This window comes from Streptomyces sp. NPDC041122 (assembly GCF_055592445.1).
The window spans coordinates 65,136-83,355 of record NZ_JBVIYQ010000007.1; the positions used below are offsets into that span (position 1 = coordinate 65,136).

Consider the following 18,220-nt stretch of genomic DNA (forward strand, 5'->3'; position numbering starts at 1 on the left):
GGTCACCCTGAGAGCAACCGATCTTGCTGTCAAGGGGGAGGGACCCATGAGCGGCGACCCGTTGAGTGGCGATCCGTCGTTGCTGCGGCGGCTGAACGCGGCGGCCGCGCTGCGTGTGCTGCGCGAGCGCGACGAGATCACCGTGCCGGAGCTGGCCGCCCTGATCGGCGTGTCGCGGCCGACGGCCCAGGACCTGACGGCCCAACTCCTGCGCCAGGGCAGGCTGGTGGAACTGAGCCCCGGAAGCGGCGGCGTCGGCCGCCCGGCCCGCAGGTTCCGCTTCCGCGCCGAGGCGGGGCACGTCCTCGGCGTGGACATCGGGGCGCACAAGATCCTGGTGATCGCCGCCGACCTGCTGGGCCGCACGGTCGCCGCCCAGCGCGTGGCCGTCACGCCCGAACTCCGCGCACGCGACCGGCTCGACGCCGTGCGCACCGCCATCGCCGGCTGTCTGGCCGGGCCGGGGGCGGCCGACGTCCGCCCGCTCGCCACCGGCGTCGGCACCAGCGGCATGGTCGACACCGAAGGCCGGGTCGCGGTGAGCGACTCACTGCCCGGGTGGACCGGCATGAACCTGGCCGCGGAGCTCGCCGGGACCGTCGGCGGTCCGGTGGTCGTCGGCAACGACATCCAGCTGGCCACCCTCGCCGAGTGCACCGGCGGGGTCAGCGTCGCGGTGCGCGACTGCGTCTACCTGTATGTCGGCAACCGCCTCGGCATCGGTCTGTGGCTGCGCGGTGAACTGCACCGCGGCCGGCACGGCGCGGCCGGCGAAATGGTCGCAGGCGACGGCTGGGAACGTTCCTACCAGCGGCTTCTCGACTGGTTCGCCGGACATCAGGGCGCGGAGAGGCCCACCAGGGAGAACGCCGCGCGCGCCGTCGTGACGGCCGCGGCGGCGGGCGACGGCGGCGCCCGCTACACCCTGCGCGCCTTCGCCGAGTGCCTGGCCGACAGCCTCACCCGGCACGTCGCGGTGCTCGATCCGCGCGCCGTCGTGCTCGGCGGCGGCATTTCCCGCGCGGGCACCCTGCTGAGCGAGCCGTTCGCGCGACGGCTCGCCGAGAACTGCCCGTACGCCCCCGAGGTGCTCACCTCCGTCCTCGGTGAGGAATCGACCGCAATCGGGGCAGCCCGCCTCGCTCTGGACCACCTGGAACACATGGAGCAGACCGAACGCGTCGTGCAGAAAAGTCCAACCTCTTAAATCCCGCGGGTGGTTGACGGGCGCGAGAAGCCCTTCCATGATGTGGCTCACTTTCGGCAAGTTGGCTTCTTAATTCAATCCGTCCGAGGGCGGACGAGAAGCCGTTGCCGCTGCCACCCCATGCCGTCACGCCGTCAGGCCAGGGAGAACGTGTGACATCCCCTGCAACGCAACGCAGGCCACAGGCCGCGTCACCACCCGCGTCCGCGTCGAGACCGTCCAAGTCGCCCGCCGGGAAACCGGATCCGAAGCTGCGGCTGCGCGCCCCGCTCCGGGTCAGACTGCGCGACAACTGGGTGATGCTCGCCCTGATGGCCCCGGGCGTGCTGTTCTTCATCGGGTTCTTCTACGTGCCGATGCTGGGCAACGTCATCGCCTTCCAGGACTACCAGCCCTTCATCGGCTTCAAGGACAGCCCGCTGGTCGGTCTTGCCAACTTCCAGGAGCTGTTCGCCGACCCGGCGTTCTGGGAGTCGGTCCGCAACACCCTGGCCTTCGCCGCGCTCCAGCTGATCTTCTTCTTCCCGGCGCCGCTCGCCCTGGCCCTGCTGATCAACAGCCTGGTCAGCCCGCGCGTCAAGAAGTTCGTGCAGTCCATCGTGTATCTGCCGCACTTCATCTCGTGGGTACTGGTCGTCGCGCTCTTCCAGCAAGTCCTCGGCGGCGCGGGACTGTTCAGCAACTACCTGCGCGACCACGGCATGTCGCCGCTGGACGTGATGAGCGACCCCAGCACCTTCCCGCTCCTCATCACCGGCCAGGTGATCTGGAAGGACATCGGCTGGGGAATGATCATTTATCTGGCGGCGCTCGCCAGTGTCGACCAGAGCCTGTACGAGTCGGCCGCCGTCGACGGCGCCGGACGCTGGCGCCGGATGTGGCACGTCACGCTGCCCGCCGTCCGCGGCGTGACGATCATGCTGCTGGTGCTCCGCCTCGGCGATGTGCTCTCCGTCGGCTTCGAGCAGTTCCTGCTCCAGCGCGACGCGGTCGGCGCCCGCGCCGCGGAGGTCCTCGACACATATGTCTACTACCACGGCGTCGTCTACGGCGACTGGGGCGTCGGCGCCGCGGCGGGCCTGGTCAAGGGCGTCATCGGGGCCCTGATGATCTGGGGCGCCAACAAGGTCGCCCACGCCTTCGGAGAGCACGGGGTGTACAGCAAATGAGCAGCTTCGGATTTCCCCTGCGCACCCAGGGCCGGCGGATACGCGAGGAGCGCCCGGCCTGGGAGGAGCCACCGACGAAGATCGGCTCGGCCGCCAAGGCCGTGGTCATCACGGTCATCTGCGCGGTGATGGTGCTGCCGTTCCTCACGGTCCTCTCCACCAGCCTCGCCTCCCGCAAGGAGATCACCGAGTCCGGCGGCTTCGTCCTCTTCCCCACCGAGCCCACCCTGGAGGCGTACCGCACGATCCTGTCCGGCGGCATCGTGAGCCGCGCCGTCGTCGTGAGCGTCCTGATCACCGTGGTCGGCACGGCGCTCTCGCTGCTGACGACGATCGGGCTCGCGTACGCCCTGAGCAAGCGCGGCGTCCCGGGCAGCAAGCCGATCCTGCTGATGGTCCTCTTCACGCTGCTCTTCGCGCCCGGCATGGTCCCGATGTATGTCGTCGTCAAGGAGCTCGGACTCCTCGACTCCTACTGGTCGTTGATCCTCCCCGTGCTGATCAACGCGTTCAACCTCGTCGTCCTGCGGGCGTTCTTCATGAACATCCCCGAGGAGCTCTACCAGGCGGCCCGCATCGACGGCGCGGGCGACTGGCGGATCCTCACCCGCATCGTGCTGCCGCTGTCCAAGGGTGTCGTCGCCGTCGTCGGCCTCTTCTACGCGGTGACGTACTGGAACGCCTTCTTCAACGCGATGCTGTACCTCAACGACTCCGGCAAGTGGCCCATCCAGCTGGTCCTGCGCACCTACGTCGTGCAGAACAAGTCGATGACGAGCGACCAGCTCGGCATCGCCCACATGCCGCCGCAGCAGTCGCTGTCCATGGCCGTCGTCATGCTCGCGCTGCTGCCGATCCTCGCGCTCTTCCCGTTCCTGCAGAAGTACTTCACCAAGGGCGTGCTCACCGGCGCCATCAAGGGCTGACGACCCGCCCGCGCCGCCGCCCCTTCCCCACACGAGACCTCATCCGCGGAGATTCCCATGCCAGGCATGTCCCGACGCACCTTCCTGAGCCTGTCCACCGCCGTCGCCGCGGGCGCGGCCGCCACCTCCCTGACCGGGTGCGGCTCGTCCGCGAAGAAGACGGGCGAGGCGGCGTCGTCCAAGGTGAAGCTGCCGACGCACGTCCCCTTCGGCAAGATCGAGCCGGACCTCGCCCCGAACGCGCGCGGCCTCTCCGCGGGTTTCCTCTCCTACCCCAAGGAGCTGGTCCGCAGCGTCGCCAAGACGCCCGGCGACGGCTCGAAGATCACCCTGCTCACGGAGATCTGGACCCAGCCGCCCACCCCCAAGGGCTCGAACGGGTACTGGAAGAGGCTCAACAAGGAACTCGGCGTCGACCTGACCGCCATCCTCGGCACCGACCCCGGCTACGAGGAGAAGTTCTCCGCGACCATCGCGGGCGGCGACCTGCCCGACCTGCTCTGGATACCGCCCAACCAGGGCATCCAGCACGTCGCCGAGCTCCTCGAGGCCAAGTGCGCGGACATCACCGAGTACGTCTCGGGCGACGCGGTGAAGACGTACCCGAACCTCGCCGCGATGACCCCGGCGCACTGGAAGACAGCCGTCGTCAACGGCAAGATCTGGGGCGCCCCCGTGCCCTACCCGGCGTTCGGCCAGGTCTACGCCGGAAACCCGAAGGTCTGGGCGAAGGCCGACGGGCTCCAGGCGAGCGGCCCCGAGGAGTTCCTCGCCAAGTGCAAGGAGGTCACCGGCGGCAAGACCTGGGCCCTCGAACCGATCTACGTCAACGCCGCGAGTGTGCTGAGCCAGTGTTTCGGCGCCCCGAACAAGTGGCGGCAGAACAAGGACGGCTCCCTGACCTGGTTCCAGGACACCGAGGAGTACGAGGCGACGCTCGACTTCGTCCTGAAGCTGAAGAAGGCGGGCGTCTTCTACCCGGGCAACCCCAAGATGGCCGACGCGTACATCAAGATGGCGCAGGGCACCATCGGCGCCACGGTGCACGCCAACCCGTACAACGCGCGGCAGGAGATCCGCGTCCAGGACCCGGGGCTCGCCACTGAGATCATGATCCCGTTCGCCGCGGGCGGCAACAAGCCCAACCACCACTACCACCTGGGCACCATCGGCTACACCGCCATCAGGAAGGGCGACGAGAAGCGGGTGCGGATGCTGCTCCGCGTCCTCGACTACCTGGCGGCGCCGTTCGGCAGCAAGGAGCGGGAGTTCCTGGAGTACGGCGCGCAGGGCGACGACTTCACGTACGACAAGCACGGCTTCCCCGACCGCACCAAGCGGGGCAAGCAGCAGGTCGAGGGGCTCTACAGCGGCCTCGCGACGGCGACGACCTCGCCGTTCGCCATCATCGCGTCCAGCTTCCCCGGCACCGAGCGGGCCCGGGACGTCAAGGACGTGTACGCGGCCGAGCAGAAGCTGGTGGAGACCGCCGTGCGCAATCCGACGGTCGGCCACTACTCGGACGCGTACACCCAGCACTACGGACGCATGTCGACCGAGGCGACCGACCTCGTCAACGACATCGTCAGCGGACGGAAGAAGCTCAGCGAGTGGAAGCCGTTCTGGGCCGAGTGGAAGAACAAGGGGCTGGAGCAGATGGCCCGGGAGTTCCAGAAGTCGATCGAGCAGAGCGCCTGAGGGGCGTCACCCGACGCTCTTCCCGTCCGTGGTCCGGTCCGCCTTCGCCAGCTCGGAGTTGCGGTAGGAGTAGCCGAAGTACACGACGAGGCCGATCACGAACCACACGGCGAACCGCACCCAGGTCTGCCACTCCAGGAAGGTGATCAGCCAGATGGAGAAGATGACCCCGAGCGCCGGCACCACGGGCATCCCGGGGCAGCGGAAGGTGCGCGGCAGCTCGGGCTGCTTGTAGCGCAGCACGATCACCGCGACGCACACCACGACGAACGCCAGCAGAATCCCGATGTTGGTCAGCTCGGCCGCCTCGCCGATCGGCAGGAACCCGGCGATGGCGGCCGACGCGAACCCGACGATCCACGTCACGCGCGTCGGCACGTGCCGCGTCGGGTGCGTCTTCGCGAACCACTTGGGCAGCAGCCCGTCGCGGCTCATGGAGAACCACACACGCGTGACGCCCAGCATGAAGGTGAACATCACGGTGAGGATGCCGATGATCGCCCCGACCGCGATGACGTCGGCGAGCCCGCCGAGCCCCACCGACTTGAAGGCGGTGGAGAACCCGCTCTCCGGGTCGATGTCCTTGTAGCCCTGCATGCCGGTGAGCACCAGACAGGCCAGGACGTAGAGCACCATCGAGATGGCGAGGGAGTAGAGGATCGCCTTCGGCATGTGGCGCTGGGCGTCCTTGGACTCCTCGGCGGCGGTGCTCATCGCGTCGTACCCGAAGACGGCGAAGAAGACGGTCGCCGCACCCGTGAACGCGCCGCTGACGCCGAACGGGAAGAACGGCTCGTAGTTGCCGGTGTTGACGTGGAAGAACCCGACGCCGATCACGACGATGACGACGAGGACCTTCAGGACCACGACGACCATCTCGAAGCGCGCCGCGTTCTTGATGCCCAGCGTGAGCAGGTAGGCGATGAGCAGGCAGAGCAGCGCGGCGAAGAGGTCGACCTTGTGGCCGTCGCCCGTGCCGGGCGCGCCCAGCATCCACTTCGGCAGCTCGGCGCCCATCTCGTTGAGCAGGAAGTTGAAGTAGCCGGAGATGCCGATCGCGACCACCGCCACGATCGCCGTGTACTCCAGGAGCAGGTCCCAGCCGATGAACCAGCCGGTGAGCTCGCCGAGCACCACATAGCCGTACGTGTACGCCGACCCGGCCTTCGGGATGAGCCCCGCGAACTCGGCATAGGAGAACGCCGCCGCCGCGCTGGCCACACCCGCGATGAGGAACGAGATCAGGACCGCGGGTCCCGCCTTCTCGTTGGCGACGGTGCCCGCGAGTGTGAAGATGCCGGCGCCGATGATGCCGCCGACCCCGATCGCGGTGAGCTGCCAGAGACCGAGGGACCGGGTGAGCCCGCCGCCCGCCCCGGCCTCGGTCTCGTCGATGTGTCCGATGGGCTTGCGGCGCAGTACGCCCTGTCCCATCCGGAGTCCCGGCATGAGCTCCACCTCTTCGCTGACGGCAGTCGGCTGATGGCGGATCATGATGGCCCAGCCCGGGCCGGGACGGAAGACGCCACACCTCGGGCGTCCGAGAGGTTCTCGCGGGCGGGGCCATTCAGCGCAGAGCGGCCGCGCACCGTCCCCCTACGGCACCACCGTCACCGGCCACCGCCCCGCCTTCACCAGGCGTACGGCGACGGAGCCGACGATGCGATGGCCCGCCTGCTCGGAGGCGCCGACGACGACGGCGTCCGCCTTCAGGTCGTCGGCGGCGGTGACCAGACCCGTGTAGGGATCGCCGCGCAGGGTGTGGAACTCCCACCGGACGTCGAATATGCCCTTCACCCGCTCGGTGGCGCTCCGGATCTCCGCGATCAGCCCCTCGGCGATCTCGTCCGTCGTCTCCGCGACCGGGGCGCCGAACGCGGCACCCGCCGCGAGCACCGGCTGGATGTACACGACGGCGAGCAGGGCCCGCTGCCGCCGGGCCAGGCCTCCGGCGTACGCCGCCGCCCGCAGAGACGTATCGGAGCCGTCGACTCCGACGACGATCACTTTGGGGCCGTCGGTACCGCGTTCGAACTGCTGGGACTCATCTGCGCTCACGCCGAGAGGTTAGCGGAGGCGGTCATACCGCCCGCTCGCCGGGCCACCCACCCGGCCCGCCCCCTGCACCCTCACCGGTCCCGCCCGGCTCGCCCTGCGCCCCGTACCGCCCCGCTCGACGCGCGCGGCGGCCCACCTCTTCCTAGAGTCGTGCCCATGACGGTCAGCACGGAGGAACCCGAGGCCACCGGGCGGATCCGGGCACGCAGCGGTCTCCTCGGCCGGGTCCCGGAGGGGTTCGCCACCTTCTTCGGTGTCCTCGGCATCTTCTGCGCGGTCCTCGCGGTGATCTCCCCGCTGCGCCGGCTGCTCCTCCCGGTCGTCCGCGTCCTCGACCTCGTCACGGTGCCGGTCAGCGCCAACCTCGCGTACGCCGTCTTCCTCTTCCTGCTCGCCGCCGCGACCGCCGCCCGCAAGAAGGTCGCCTGGTGGCTCGTCGTGATCTACCTGGCCCTGCTCCTCGCCTTCGACGTGCTCGGCGCCGCGCTCGGCTTCTGGGCCGAGTCGCTGCCGTCCTTCGTCGTCTGCTCCCTCGCCTTCGTGCTGCTGGTCCTGGCCCGCAAGGAGTTCTCCGCGGACTCCCGGCGGGGCGCGGTGCGGCGGGCCGTCGCGGTGCTCGCCGCCGGACTGGTTCTCGCGATCCTGCTGGGCTGGGGCCTCGTCGAGCTGTTCCCGGGCACGCTGGTGCGCGGGGAGCGGCTGCTCTGGGCGGCGAACCGCGTCTGCGGCGGGCTGATCCACGGCGGCGACTACTTCGACGGCGCGCCGCCGCGCGGCCTGTACTTCTGGCTCGGCCTGTTCGGCGCCCTCGCCCTGCTGAACGCCGCCGCCACGCTCTTCCGCTCCCAGCGCATGGAAGCGGCCCTGCACGGCGACGAGGAGCCGCGGATCCGGGCGCTCCTCGGGACGTACGGGGCGCAGGACTCGCTCGGCTACTTCGCCACCCGGCGCGACAAGGCCGTCGTCTTCTCGCCCAGCGGCAAGGCCGCCGTCACCTACCGGGTCGAGGCCGGCGTCTGCCTGGCCAGCGGCGACCCGGTGGGCGACCGCGAGGCCTGGCCGCACGCGATCGGCGCCTGGCTGGACGTGGCCCGGCGCTACGCCTGGCAGCCCGCCGTGATGGGCGCGTCCGAGGACGGCGCCACGGCGTACGCCCGCGCCGGGCTCGGCGCGCTGCAGCTCGGCGACGAGGCGATCCTGCACGTCGGCGCCTTCGACCTGGACGGCCGCGACATGCGCGTCACCCGCCAGGCCGTGAACCGGGTGCGCCGCTCCGGGGCGAGCGCCCGGGTCCGCCGCCACTCCACCCTCTCCGACGCGGAGATGGAGGAGATCATCGACAAGGCCGACGCCTGGCGGGACACCGAGACCGAGCGCGGCTTCTCCATGGCCCTGGACCGGCTCGGCGACCCCGAGGACGGCGGCTGCCTCCTCGTCGAGGCCCTCGGCGCCGACGGCAAGCTGCTCGCGCTGCTCTCCCTCGTCCCGTGGGGCAGGGACGGCGTCTCCCTGGACCTGATGCGCCGCGACCGCACCGCGCCGAACGGCGTCATGGAGTTCATGGTCGCCGAACTGTGCGCCGCCGCGCCCAAGTTCGGCGTGCGCCGCATCTCGCTGAACTTCGCGGTCTTCCGCTCGGTCTTCGAGGAGGGCGGGCGCATCGGCGCGGGTCCCATCCTGCGGCTGTGGCGCAAGCTGCTCCTGTTCTTCTCCAAGTGGTGGCAGTTGGAGGCGCTCTACCGCTCGAACGCCAAGTACCACCCCGAGTGGTACCCGCGGTTCATCTGCTACGGCGACAGCGGTGCCCTCGCCCGCATCAGCCTGGCCTCGGGCATCGCCGAGGGCTTCGTCTCCGTGCCCTCCCTGCGCAAGCTGTGGGGCAAGGGCCACAAGCCCCGGGGCGTCAACCGGCCCACGACCACCGAGGGCCTGCCGTCCATCGCCGCGCTCGGCCTGGCCGGCCAGGCCGAGGCCGGCGACGCCGACCCCGCCTCGAAGCTCCCCGAGCAGATCCGTATCCGCCACCGCAAACTCGACCGGCTGCGGACCGAAGGGGTCGACCCCTACCCGGTGGGCCTGCCCCCGCGCAGCCATGAACTGGCCCACATCACCCGGGAGCTGACGGGTCACCAGGTGACGGTGGCGGGGCGCGTCATGCTCGTACGGGACTTCGGCGGCATCGTCTTCGTGGTGCTGCGCGACTGGTCCGGCGACCTCCAGCTGGCCCTGGCCCGCGACGCCTCGGGCGCCGACGTCCTGGACCGCTTCACCGACGCCACCGACATCGGCGACCACATCACCGCGACCGGCACGGTCGGCACCAGCGACCGCGGCGAGCTGACCGTCTTCGTCACCGACTGGCGGCTCACCGGCAAGTGCCTGCGCCCGCTCCCCGACAAGCGCCGCGGTCTGACCGACCCCGAGGCCAAGGTCCGCCGCCGCTACCTCGACCTGGTCGCGAGCCCCGGCGCCCGGGACGTGGTGCGGGCCCGCTCCACCGCGGTCCAGGCCCTGCGCCAGGGGCTGCTGGACCGCGGCTACCTGGAGGTCGAGACGCCGATGCTCCAGCAGATCCACGGCGGCGCCAACGCGCGGCCCTTCACCACCCACATCAACGCCTACGACCTCGACCTGTATCTGCGCATCGCCCCCGAGCTCTATCTGAAGCGGCTCTGCGTCGGCGGCATGGAGAAGGTCTTCGAGATGGGCCGCACCTTCCGCAACGAGGGCGTCTCCTACAAGCACAACCCCGAGTTCACCATGTTGGAGGCCTACCAGGCCTTCGCCGACTACGACGTGATGCTCGACCTCACCCGCGAGCTCATCCAGGGCGCGGCGACCGCCGCGTTCGGCTCGCCCGTCGCCCGCAAGGCCGACGCCGCGGGGCGGCTCGTCGAACACGACATCTCCGGTCCCTGGCCGGTCAAGACCGTGTACGGCGCGATCTCCGAGGCGCTCGGCGACGAGATCGACGCGGACACCCCGCTGGAGGCCCTGCAGCGGCACTGCGACCGCGCCGCCGTCCCGTACACGCCCGACGACGGCCGCGGCGACGTCGTCCTGGAGATGTACGAGCGGCTCGTCGAGGAGAAGACGAAGCTGCCCACCTTCTACAAGGACTTCCCGACCGACGTCTCGCCGCTCACCCGCCAGCACCGCACCGACCCCCGGCTGGCCGAACGCTGGGACCTGGTCGCCTTCGGCACGGAACTGGGCACCGCCTACTCCGAGTTGACCGACCCCGTGGAGCAGCGCCGGCGCCTCACCGCGCAGTCGCTCCTGGCCGCCGGGGGAGACCCCGAGGCCATGGAGCTCGACGAGGACTTCCTGGACGCCCTGGAGTACGCGATGCCGCCCACCGGCGGACTCGGCATCGGCGTCGACCGGCTCGTCATGTTCCTCACCGGTCTGACCATCCGGGAGACCCTGCCCTTCCCCCTGGTCCGCCGCGTCTGAACGGGTGCTTTCGGGGGCCGCCCCGGTGTTGATGTGCGGTGCGGCCCGTCTGTCGTGCCACGGATTAGTCATGAAAGACGATCAGCTGACACCAGGGCGTCGGATTCTGCTCCGCGCCGCCGCGGTCCTCGGGCTCGGCGCGGCCGCCGCGGGATGCGCAGGCTCTGACCGGCCACCCGCCCCGGGCCCCTCCGCCTCCGAAGGCGGCCCGGCCGGAGGCCCGCAGGCCGCGCGCCCGCGCAAGCCCTCCACGTACCGTCTGCAGCCCATGGCGGGGTACGGCCCGGCGCGCTCCCGGCGGGCCCTGCCGCATGTGCGCAAGGCCCCCATCCTGCGGATGCCGGGACGGGACCGGTCGATGGTGCTGACCTTCGACGACGGACCTGACCCGCGCTACACCCCGCGCATCCTGCGGACGCTGCGCAAACACGACGTCCGCGCGGTCTTCTTCGTCTGCGGCGAGATGGCCGCCGACAACAAGGACCTGCTGCGCGAGATGGCCGACGACGGGCATCTGATCGGCAACCACACCTGGACCCACCCCCTGCTGACCCGGATGAGCCGGGCGGCGATGCGCCACGAGATCGAGCGCACCAGTGATGTCATCGAGGACGTGACCGGCGACAGCCCCACCTGGTTCCGGGCACCCTACGGGGCGTGGAACCGCAACGCCTTCCAGATCGGGGCCGCCCTCGGCATGGAGCCGCTGGCCTGGACCGTGGACACCCTCGACTGGACCGAGCCCGGCGCCAAGACCATCGTGCGGCGCGTGCACGCGGGCGCGGGACCGGGGGTCGTCGTCCTCTCGCACGACGCGGGCGGCGACCGCTCGGGCAGCGTGGAGGCCCTGCGCAGCTATCTCCCGGAGCTCCTCGACTCCGGCTACCGCATCACGCTCCCGCACCCCCACTTCACCTGACACGCCGCCCGGACACCGGGGGCGGGGCCGCTCGCCCTCCTGGTGCCCGTGTCAGCGCACGGCGACCAGACGGGCGAAGACCACGACGTTCCCGTCGTACCCGGCCTGCTTGGAGAAGCCGCCGCCGCAGGTGATGACGCGCAGTTCGGGGGTGCCGCTGTTGCCGTAGACGCGCTTGCCGGGGAAGTCGGCCTTGTCGAACACCTCGACGCCGTAGACCTTGAAGATGGCCGTCTTCTTGTCCTGCCGCCTGACCTCGACGTGGTTGCCCTTCTTCAGCGAACCCAGGCCGTAGAAGACGGCGGGGCCGCGCTGGTTGTCGACGTGGCCGACGACCACGGCCGTGCCCTTCTCGCCGGGGGAGACGGCGCCGGTGAACCAGCCCGCGAGGTTGGAGTCGTCCGGCGGCGGCGCGTCCACCCAGCCCTCGGAGTCGAGGCCCACCTGCATGACCGGCGCGTCCACCTGGATGCCCTTGATGCGCACGCGCTCGGCCGGCGAGTACGTCAGGGGCGCCGGAGCACCCGGGACCGCGTCGGGCGTATGGTCGGCGGCGGCCGCGGAGGCCGGCTGCGGCGGGCCCACGTCGAACTCCCCGGAGCCGTTGCGGATCAGCGCGAGGCCGGTCAGCAGGACGAGCGCCATGGCGCCCCACGGGGCGCGCTTCCTCGGCTTTTCGTCCTCCTGGGCATCCTGGAACTCGAAATCGTCGGCCGGATGGGACGAAGGCATTCTCTATCCCCTCTCAACGCGGCAGGCGTGCCGCGTCCGTTGCGCGTACCAGCACGCTAAGCGCGGGGCGCGCGGCGTGCGAAAGGGCGGGAGCGAACGGGTGGCGCGGGGACCGGGGTGCGCCATCCGAGTCGCGCCCGGCAGGAAATTTCTGACGGTCCGTGACCTGCGGTGATGTCGGGTTGCGCGGACGCGCCCCGGCGTGTCGTCTCACCAGGACGGCCGAGTGCCGACATGCGGCCCCGCGCACCGCGTCCGAGGGTCAGTCTGGGAGGCGCTCTCGCCGATCGACCGGGGACGGTATCCCCGGGGCGTCTTCCGCGGAGGATTGCCATGCGTACATCCCGTATGCGGACCACTCGTGCCCTCGCGGTCGCCGCCGCGGCCGTCGGGGTCGTCGGGCTCGCCGCCCCGACCGCGTCCGCCTGGGCCGACCCGACCAACATCGTGGCGATGCCCAGTGTGATCCCCAGAGGGGGGCACCTGACGGTCACCGTCGACGGGTCCTCCTGCCAGTCCGGCGGCAGGGTCACCTCACCCGCCTTCCCGGACGCCGAACTGCACTCCATCCCGGGCGGCACCTCGGCCAGCGCCACCGCGACCGTCCACTCGCACGCCCGCCCCGGCGCGTACGACATCACGGCCCACTGCGGCGGCAAGACCCTGGTGCGCCCGGCCGCCTTCACCGTCATCCACGGCGGGGTGCGCGGTGGCATCGGCGGCAGCACGCACACCGGAGCGACCGGCACCGACATGGTCATCGGCGGTGCGCTGGTCACCGCCGCGGTGGTCGGCGGTGGCGTCTTCTGGATGCGCCGCCGCTCCGAGAACAGGATCTGAGGTCCGGCCGGGCCGGCGCGTCCCCCTTCCGCTCCGATCCCGGCGTGCCCGCACCGCGGGCGAGAGTGCGGCGCCCCCGGGATCTGGAGACGTCCCGGGGGCGAAGCGCTGCCCGGTGACGGTTCAGGAGTGGTCCCCGCCGGTGCGCCGGCGCATCTTGTAGTACGCGGTGCCGAAGGTGCCCGCGATCAGGGCGCCACCGAGGGCGATCTCGTGCAGGTCGAAGCCGCCGAAGCTGCCGCCGGTGCCGGCCTTGACGCCCTTGTGGGCGTGGTGGTCGGGGCGGTCGGGGTGGTGGCTGTTGTGGTCGGGGCGGCCGGTGGCGATGGTGAGGTCGGTCTTGTCGCTGCCGGGGTTGCTGCCGTTGCAGGTGAACGTCACCTCGTACATGGCGCCCGGCTTGGCGTCCCAGAACACCTGGGCGGTGGCGGACTTCTGCCCCTTGTGGATCGTGGTGTCCTCGAAGACTCCGGAGGTCACCTTGGTCTCGCCGTCGCAGCCGTCGACGTTGAGGGTGACCTGGCCGCCCGCGGCGACCGTGCTGGGGGAGACGCTGAAGCCGAACGCGGTCACGTTCTCCTCGCCGAGGGCGGCCGCGGACGCGGTCGGGGCCGTCACGGCGAGTGCGGAAGCGGTGAGCAGAGCGGCCGAAGCGACGCGTATCGCGCGCATGGTGGATCCTCCGGGTCCCCGAGGAGCAGCTGCGGACTCTTCTTCCGCTGATGTCTTGAATGCACCTCGATGCCCGAAACGCTAAATTCGGTCCTCTGCCACCGCGATCCGTGTCGGGCAAACGGGGCATGCGTGTGGGCCGGTCGGGCGAACGCGGCGGCGCGGCTCCGCGGGCGGGGCCCCGGGTCGTGCGACAGCGCCGGGCCGTCGAGGGCGCGGAGTCGGGGAGCCGGGCATGTCAGGGCGTCAGGCCCAGCCGCGACGCCAGCCACGGGAGCTGCTTCTCCAGCCCCGGCCGCCACACCTGCCAGCTGTGCCCGCCCGGCAGCTGGACCAGCTCGACCTTCATGCCGGCCTTCTTCGCCGCGGCGTAGACCTTGAGCGCCTGCGGCCGGTACGTGGAGTCGTCGGTCCCCGCGACGATCGCCCCGGAGGTGTCGGGGAACGTCCGCCGCGCCATCACGTCCAGCGGGTTGACCTTCTCGAACGCCGCCTCGTCCCCGCCGAACGCCGCGTCGACGGTCTTCCTGCGGCTGCCGAGCGTCGGCTCGTCCTGGCCGGAGATGTCGAGGAAGGTGCCGTAGCGCCGGGGTGCGTTGACGGCGAGCTGCAGGGCGCAGGTGCCGCCGTTGGAGAGCCCGGCGACCGCCCGGTGGGAGCGGTCCGTGGCCGTCTGCAGATGGCCGGCCGCCCAGTCGGGCACGTCCTCGGCGAGATACGTCTGCACCTTGCCGAGCCGGGAGTCCATGCACAGCGGATTGTCGAAGGGGGAGCCCAGCGGGTCGACCACCAGGACGACGGGCGCGAGGCCGGCGTGCCGGGCGGCGAAGTCGTCCATCGTGTCCGGCAGTTGACCCGAGGTGATCCAGTCCCCGGGGGAGCCCGGCTGGCCGGCCATCAGCACCAGGACGGGCAGCAGCGGGCGGGGCGTGGTGTGGTACGCCGGGGGCAGATAGACGTACGCGTCGCGCGCCTCGAAGCCCGACTTCGTGCCCGGCACGGAGGCGGTGGACAGGGTGCCCTTGGTGGGCATCCGGGCCGGAGCGCGCCACACCTCGGACAGCGCCTTGCCCGGCGGCACGTCGACCGTCGGCCTCTTGCCGCCCGTGGCGTCCTTGAGGCTGACGGTGTCCTGCGGGCCGAGCACGGTCCGCGGCGTCGGGTAGTTGTCGTAGTGGATGTTCACCTCGGAGAGCCCGAGCACCACCACCAGAGCGCCCGCCACCAGGGCGCCCGCGCGGCCGCGCAGCCGCAGGGTCGGCAGCCGGAAGAGGGCCAGACACACCCCGAGGATCGCGACGCCGAGCCACACCACCACGTCCCCCGGGAGCTCGTCGGGGAAGGGCTGCCACCAGTCGTCCACGGTCAGTTTGACCAGAACGGTCAGGAGCGCCGCCGTGACGACGGCGAGCGGGAGCAGCCGGGTCCACCAGCGGCGCTCACGGGAGAGGAGGAGGACGGCGAGCGCCAAGGCGCCGAGGATCTGCACGACGAGCGGTACCGCCCCGTCGACCAGCGACCAGTCCAGCGGCCCGGCGGCCATCGGCACCCGCTCCACGCCCGTCCCCGTTCCGTTCGGTTCCGTGTGACACGGCCCCGGGGGCCGGCCAGCAGGCCGGCCCCCCGGGGGAGGTGTCGGGTGAGCGGGCCGCTCCGCCTTGAGCTACAGCCCCGCGCGGTGGAGCTGGGTGGCCTTGAACGCACCATCTGCCCGTTCACAGAAAAACCATAACAATCCGGTGGAATCCGGCAACAGCGCCGGACGGTGCCGGTCTCCCGGCGAGGTCAGCCACCCAGCCCCGGGAACAGTGCGTGGAAGGGCTGGGCCGTCGCGGCGATCCCGCGGCTGTAGGGCGCGTCGAAGTCCCAGATGAGGAAGAGCAGGAAGGCGAAGAGGGCGGAGAAGAGACCCGCGAGGATCAGTTCGCGGGTGGTGCGGCGGATCTGCAGGGCGAAGATCATGCCGATGGTGACGAGCCCGCCGATGATGAGGCCGAACCAGACCACCCCGGGCATGGTCGCCCCCGTACTGTCCGCGCGGGCGCTGCGCGCGTCGTCCGCGGCCGCCACCGCGTCGACGAGTGGCTGATACGCCTGCGCCTCGTAGTCCGACTTCGGCTTGTAGTCGGTCACGTCGTGGCGTACGCGGGTCAGCAGCTCCTGGCCGGCGGCGGTAAGTTCACCCTTGTTCCTCATGGTGTCCCACTCGGTGGTGACCACATGGCTGACATAGGTGCGTACGTCGGCGCGGATCCGGTCCCTGACGTCCTCCGGATAGACCCGTGCGCGCTCCGAGACCTCGTGCAGTGCCTGGGCCTCGAGCCGTACGTGTTCCTGGGCCGCGCCCCGCGCCTCCCACACGCCCGCGATGGCCAGGCCAAGGACGATGGCGTACACGACGCCGATCATCATCGTCATGTACTCGATGACGTCCGGGGTCTCCGACGCGTCGTAGTCCGCGCCGGTCCTGCGGTGCCGCAGCAGCGTCACGACGAGCACGACCACACAGGCGGCGGCCATCGCGAGGGTGAGAACAAGCCATTCCGACATGGGGACCTCCGGCGGTCAGCGCGGGCGCAGCGCGGCGACGGCGAGCACCGCGGGCGCCGTGATGAGCAGGGTGAGAGTGACGATGGACGGGCCGCTGCGCGGGGGGTGCCTGCGCGGCGGGGCGTGGTACGCCGGATATGACACGGACGAGGGAGACGGCGTGGGCCGGGGGGTGACGGAGGGCTTGGGTCGCGGCGTCGGCTTGACGGCCGGAGCGGGCGGCGGCGGAGGTGGCGGCGCGGCGGGCCGGACGGTCGGCTTCGCAGGCGCCGGGGCCGGTGGCGGAGGCGGCTGCGGAGGGCGCGGCTTCGGCGGCGGCGGAGGCGGGGGAGGTGGCGGCGGTGGGGGAGGCGGCGGTGGTGGCGGGGGCGCCGGAGGGGGTGGTGGGGGTGGCGGTTTCGGGTGATGGGTGTGTCCGGCGTGGCAATGGGCGCCGTCGCCCGAGACGGCCACCGTGCCGCCGGACGAGCCGCCGCCCTGGTTGATCGACGCGTAGGCGCAGTTGTCGGCGGAGGCGGTGCCGACGGCCGACGAGGCACCGAGCAGCAACGCCAGTGCGACGAGCGCCAACACGCGTGTGACGAGGGGCGACAGGGCCCGCTGAGTTCGGTGCACGACGGGGAGCATGGGCCGCGGATCGGTCCGCCACGCCGGAGAAGCCCCCGAATGACCCGAAGGAAGTATGCGCGAACGTAAGGGGTTTGACGCCGCGTGACCCGTCCTGGTGGCGGTCCTCCGGGCCAAAGAATCTTGTGACGCGGTTGAACGCGGCGACCGCCCGCTCCCGTACCTAGGGCCATGTGTGACGCATTCGGGCGCCACAACACCTCTGTGGACAGTGGGAGTCAACGATGCTGCATCCAAGTGGGGGTTCCCCCCGAGCCTGGCGGGGCGCCTCGCTCGTGGCGACAGCCGCGGCCCTGCTGGCGCTGACTACGGCGTGCGGCCAGGACAAGGGCGAGCAGTCCCCGAACGGGCAGAACGTGGGCAACCAGGCGCCCGCGAAGGACAACGGCTACGGTTCGGACGACGGGTACGGGTCGGGCGACGGGTACGGGTCGGACTCCGGAGCCGCCGACAAGGGGGCCAAGGCGAAGTCCGCGGGGCAACTCGCGGTGTGGGACAGCAAGAAGCTGGGCAAGGTCGTCACCGACAGCGCCGGATTCACCCTCTACCGCTTCGACAAGGACACCGCCCAGCCGCCCAAGTCCAACTGCGCGGCCGCCTGCCTCAAGGCGTGGCCCGCCGTCCCCGCCGACGGCGCCGAGGTCGCGCCCGGTGTCGACGCGTCCCTGCTCGGCGAGGTCACCACCGCCGACGGCACCAAGCAGCTGACCATCGACGGCTGGCCGATGTACCGGTACGCGCAGGACGCCAAGCCCGGCGACGCCAAGGGGCAGGGCGTGGGCGGTACTTGGTACGCCGCGGCCCCCGACGGCAAGAAGGCGGCGCCTTCGGCGGCCGGTGCGGCGCCCGTCGACCCGGCCGGGCTCTCCACCCGCAAGGACCCCGAGCTCGGTGAGATCGTCGTCGACAGGAACGGCATGACCGTCTACCGCTTCACCAAGGACTCCGCCTGGCCGATGAAGTCCGCGTGCACCGGCGCGTGCCTGAAGAAGTGGCCCGTCGTGGCGCCCGTGGCCAAGAACGACACTCGAGGAATCCTCGAGAAAGGCTTTATCGTCTTCAACCGGCCCGACGGAGGGAAGCAGCAGACGATCAACTGCTGGCCGCTGTACACCTTCGCGGGCGACAAGAAGCCCGGAGACGTCAACGGCCAGGGCGTGGGCGGCACTTGGTACGCCGCGAGCCCGCAGGGGAAGCCGGTGGGCGCGGCCAAGTAGTCCGCACGGCGTACGGACAGACCGGCCCGTCTCCTCCCATATCACAGGGAGGGGGCGGGCCGGTCCGTGGTGTGGCGCACGGCACTTGCCAAAGGCAGTGACCGAGAACGGACGGCGAATTTCCGTTTTGACTCGCCCCCTTGGCGGAC

Annotated in this window: 15 protein-coding genes; 8 read left to right on the top strand and 7 right to left on the bottom strand. The window is 71.0% G+C overall.

The annotated features are described in order from the left end of the window. Positions 1-46: 46 nt before the first annotated feature. From ACZ6B8_RS24640 to ACZ6B8_RS24655, 4 genes are all read left to right on the top strand, one after another. Entirely contained in the window at positions 47-1,207 is a 1,161-nt protein-coding gene (locus tag ACZ6B8_RS24640; protein WP_471608649.1) for an ROK family protein, read from the top strand. 152 nt (positions 1,208-1,359) lie between these two features. Next, positions 1,360-2,376, top strand: a complete 1,017-nt coding sequence (locus ACZ6B8_RS24645) for an ABC transporter permease (protein ID WP_471608650.1) — start codon at positions 1,360-1,362, stop codon at positions 2,374-2,376. Next, on the top strand, positions 2,373-3,302 hold the full coding sequence (locus ACZ6B8_RS24650) for a carbohydrate ABC transporter permease (RefSeq protein WP_471071832.1): 930 nt from the start codon (positions 2,373-2,375) through the stop codon (positions 3,300-3,302). The genes ACZ6B8_RS24645 and ACZ6B8_RS24650 overlap by 4 nt, the downstream gene beginning before the upstream one ends. Before the next feature lie 66 nt (positions 3,303-3,368). Next, the gene (locus tag ACZ6B8_RS24655) at positions 3,369-5,000 is read left to right on the top strand and encodes an extracellular solute-binding protein (protein WP_471608651.1); all 1,632 of its coding nucleotides are present in this window, start codon (positions 3,369-3,371) and stop codon (positions 4,998-5,000) included. A 6-nt stretch (positions 5,001-5,006) separates the two neighbouring features. Here ACZ6B8_RS24655 and ACZ6B8_RS24660 read toward each other — a convergent pair whose 3' ends face one another. Both ACZ6B8_RS24660 and ACZ6B8_RS24665 read right to left on the bottom strand, forming a co-directional pair. After that, positions 5,007-6,449 (bottom strand): amino acid permease, encoded by a 1,443-nt coding sequence (locus ACZ6B8_RS24660; protein ID WP_471071826.1) that lies wholly within the window; start codon positions 6,447-6,449, stop codon positions 5,007-5,009. A 147-nt stretch (positions 6,450-6,596) separates the two neighbouring features. After that, entirely contained in the window at positions 6,597-7,058 is a 462-nt protein-coding gene (locus tag ACZ6B8_RS24665) for a universal stress protein (protein WP_471071823.1), read from the bottom strand. A 156-nt stretch (positions 7,059-7,214) separates the two neighbouring features. On the opposite strand from ACZ6B8_RS24665, the gene lysX reads away from it, so the two are divergent. Both lysX and ACZ6B8_RS24675 read left to right on the top strand, forming a co-directional pair. Next, positions 7,215-10,514 (top strand): bifunctional lysylphosphatidylglycerol synthetase/lysine--tRNA ligase LysX, encoded by a 3,300-nt coding sequence (gene lysX, locus ACZ6B8_RS24670; RefSeq protein ID WP_471608652.1) that lies wholly within the window; start codon positions 7,215-7,217, stop codon positions 10,512-10,514. Positions 10,515-10,584: 70 nt separating this feature from the next. Next, complete coding sequence (locus ACZ6B8_RS24675) at positions 10,585-11,433, top strand: polysaccharide deacetylase family protein (protein WP_471608653.1); 849 nt, start codon at positions 10,585-10,587, stop codon at positions 11,431-11,433. A gap of 51 nt (positions 11,434-11,484) precedes the next feature. Here ACZ6B8_RS24675 and ACZ6B8_RS24680 read toward each other — a convergent pair whose 3' ends face one another. Then, positions 11,485-12,165 carry a class F sortase gene (locus tag ACZ6B8_RS24680; RefSeq protein WP_471071815.1) on the bottom strand — a complete coding sequence of 227 codons (681 nt, stop codon included), beginning with the start codon at positions 12,163-12,165 and terminating at the stop codon, positions 11,485-11,487. Between the two features lie 348 nt (positions 12,166-12,513). Here ACZ6B8_RS24680 and ACZ6B8_RS24685 point away from each other — a divergent pair, with 348 nt between their 5' ends. Beyond that, positions 12,514-13,005: a hypothetical protein gene (locus ACZ6B8_RS24685; RefSeq protein ID WP_471073464.1), complete on the top strand. Its 492-nt coding sequence runs from the start codon at positions 12,514-12,516 to the stop codon at positions 13,003-13,005. A 123-nt stretch (positions 13,006-13,128) separates the two neighbouring features. Here the strand turns inward: ACZ6B8_RS24685 and ACZ6B8_RS24690 are convergent, their stop codons facing one another. The 4 genes from ACZ6B8_RS24690 to ACZ6B8_RS24705 all read right to left on the bottom strand — a co-directional run bounded on the left by ACZ6B8_RS24690 (position 13,129) and on the right by ACZ6B8_RS24705 (position 16,371). Continuing rightward, positions 13,129-13,677, bottom strand: coding sequence for a hypothetical protein (locus ACZ6B8_RS24690; RefSeq protein ID WP_471071812.1), 549 nt, complete (start codon positions 13,675-13,677; stop codon positions 13,129-13,131). 238 nt (positions 13,678-13,915) lie between these two features. Then, the gene (locus tag ACZ6B8_RS24695; RefSeq protein ID WP_471608654.1) at positions 13,916-15,220 is read right to left on the bottom strand and encodes an alpha/beta hydrolase; all 1,305 of its coding nucleotides are present in this window, start codon (positions 15,218-15,220) and stop codon (positions 13,916-13,918) included. Positions 15,221-15,462: 242 nt separating this feature from the next. Continuing rightward, positions 15,463-16,227 (bottom strand): bestrophin-like domain, encoded by a 765-nt coding sequence (locus tag ACZ6B8_RS24700; protein WP_471071806.1) that lies wholly within the window; start codon positions 16,225-16,227, stop codon positions 15,463-15,465. A 15-nt stretch (positions 16,228-16,242) separates the two neighbouring features. Further along, positions 16,243-16,371, bottom strand: coding sequence for a hypothetical protein (locus ACZ6B8_RS24705; protein ID WP_355806658.1), 129 nt, complete (start codon positions 16,369-16,371; stop codon positions 16,243-16,245). 707 nt (positions 16,372-17,078) lie between these two features. Here ACZ6B8_RS24705 and ACZ6B8_RS24710 point away from each other — a divergent pair. Next, positions 17,079-18,071, top strand: a complete 993-nt coding sequence (locus tag ACZ6B8_RS24710; RefSeq protein ID WP_471608655.1) for an SCO0930 family lipoprotein — start codon at positions 17,079-17,081, stop codon at positions 18,069-18,071. Positions 18,072-18,220 lie beyond the last annotated feature (149 nt).

Bases quoted from the DNA above. Each gene is read 5' to 3' on its own strand.
- ACZ6B8_RS24640 (WP_471608649.1), top strand. From the start codon at position 47: ATGAGCGGCGACCCGTTGAGTGGCGATCCGTCGTTGCTGCGGCGGCTG.
- ACZ6B8_RS24650 (WP_471071832.1), top strand. From the start codon at position 2,373: ATGAGCAGCTTCGGATTTCCCCTGCGCACCCAGGGCCGGCGGATACGC.
- ACZ6B8_RS24655 (WP_471608651.1), top strand. From the start codon at position 3,369: ATGTCCCGACGCACCTTCCTGAGCCTGTCCACCGCCGTCGCCGCGGGC.
- ACZ6B8_RS24660 (WP_471071826.1), bottom strand. From the start codon at position 6,449: ATGCCGGGACTCCGGATGGGACAGGGCGTACTGCGCCGCAAGCCCATC.
- lysX (WP_471608652.1), top strand. From the start codon at position 7,215: ATGACGGTCAGCACGGAGGAACCCGAGGCCACCGGGCGGATCCGGGCA.
- ACZ6B8_RS24675 (WP_471608653.1), top strand. From the start codon at position 10,585: ATGAAAGACGATCAGCTGACACCAGGGCGTCGGATTCTGCTCCGCGCC.
- ACZ6B8_RS24680 (WP_471071815.1), bottom strand. From the start codon at position 12,165: ATGCCTTCGTCCCATCCGGCCGACGATTTCGAGTTCCAGGATGCCCAG.
- ACZ6B8_RS24685 (WP_471073464.1), top strand. From the start codon at position 12,514: ATGCGGACCACTCGTGCCCTCGCGGTCGCCGCCGCGGCCGTCGGGGTC.
- ACZ6B8_RS24690 (WP_471071812.1), bottom strand. From the start codon at position 13,677: ATGCGCGCGATACGCGTCGCTTCGGCCGCTCTGCTCACCGCTTCCGCA.
- ACZ6B8_RS24695 (WP_471608654.1), bottom strand. From the start codon at position 15,220: ATGGCCGCCGGGCCGCTGGACTGGTCGCTGGTCGACGGGGCGGTACCG.
- ACZ6B8_RS24700 (WP_471071806.1), bottom strand. From the start codon at position 16,227: ATGTCGGAATGGCTTGTTCTCACCCTCGCGATGGCCGCCGCCTGTGTG.
- ACZ6B8_RS24710 (WP_471608655.1), top strand. From the start codon at position 17,079: ATGCTGCATCCAAGTGGGGGTTCCCCCCGAGCCTGGCGGGGCGCCTCG.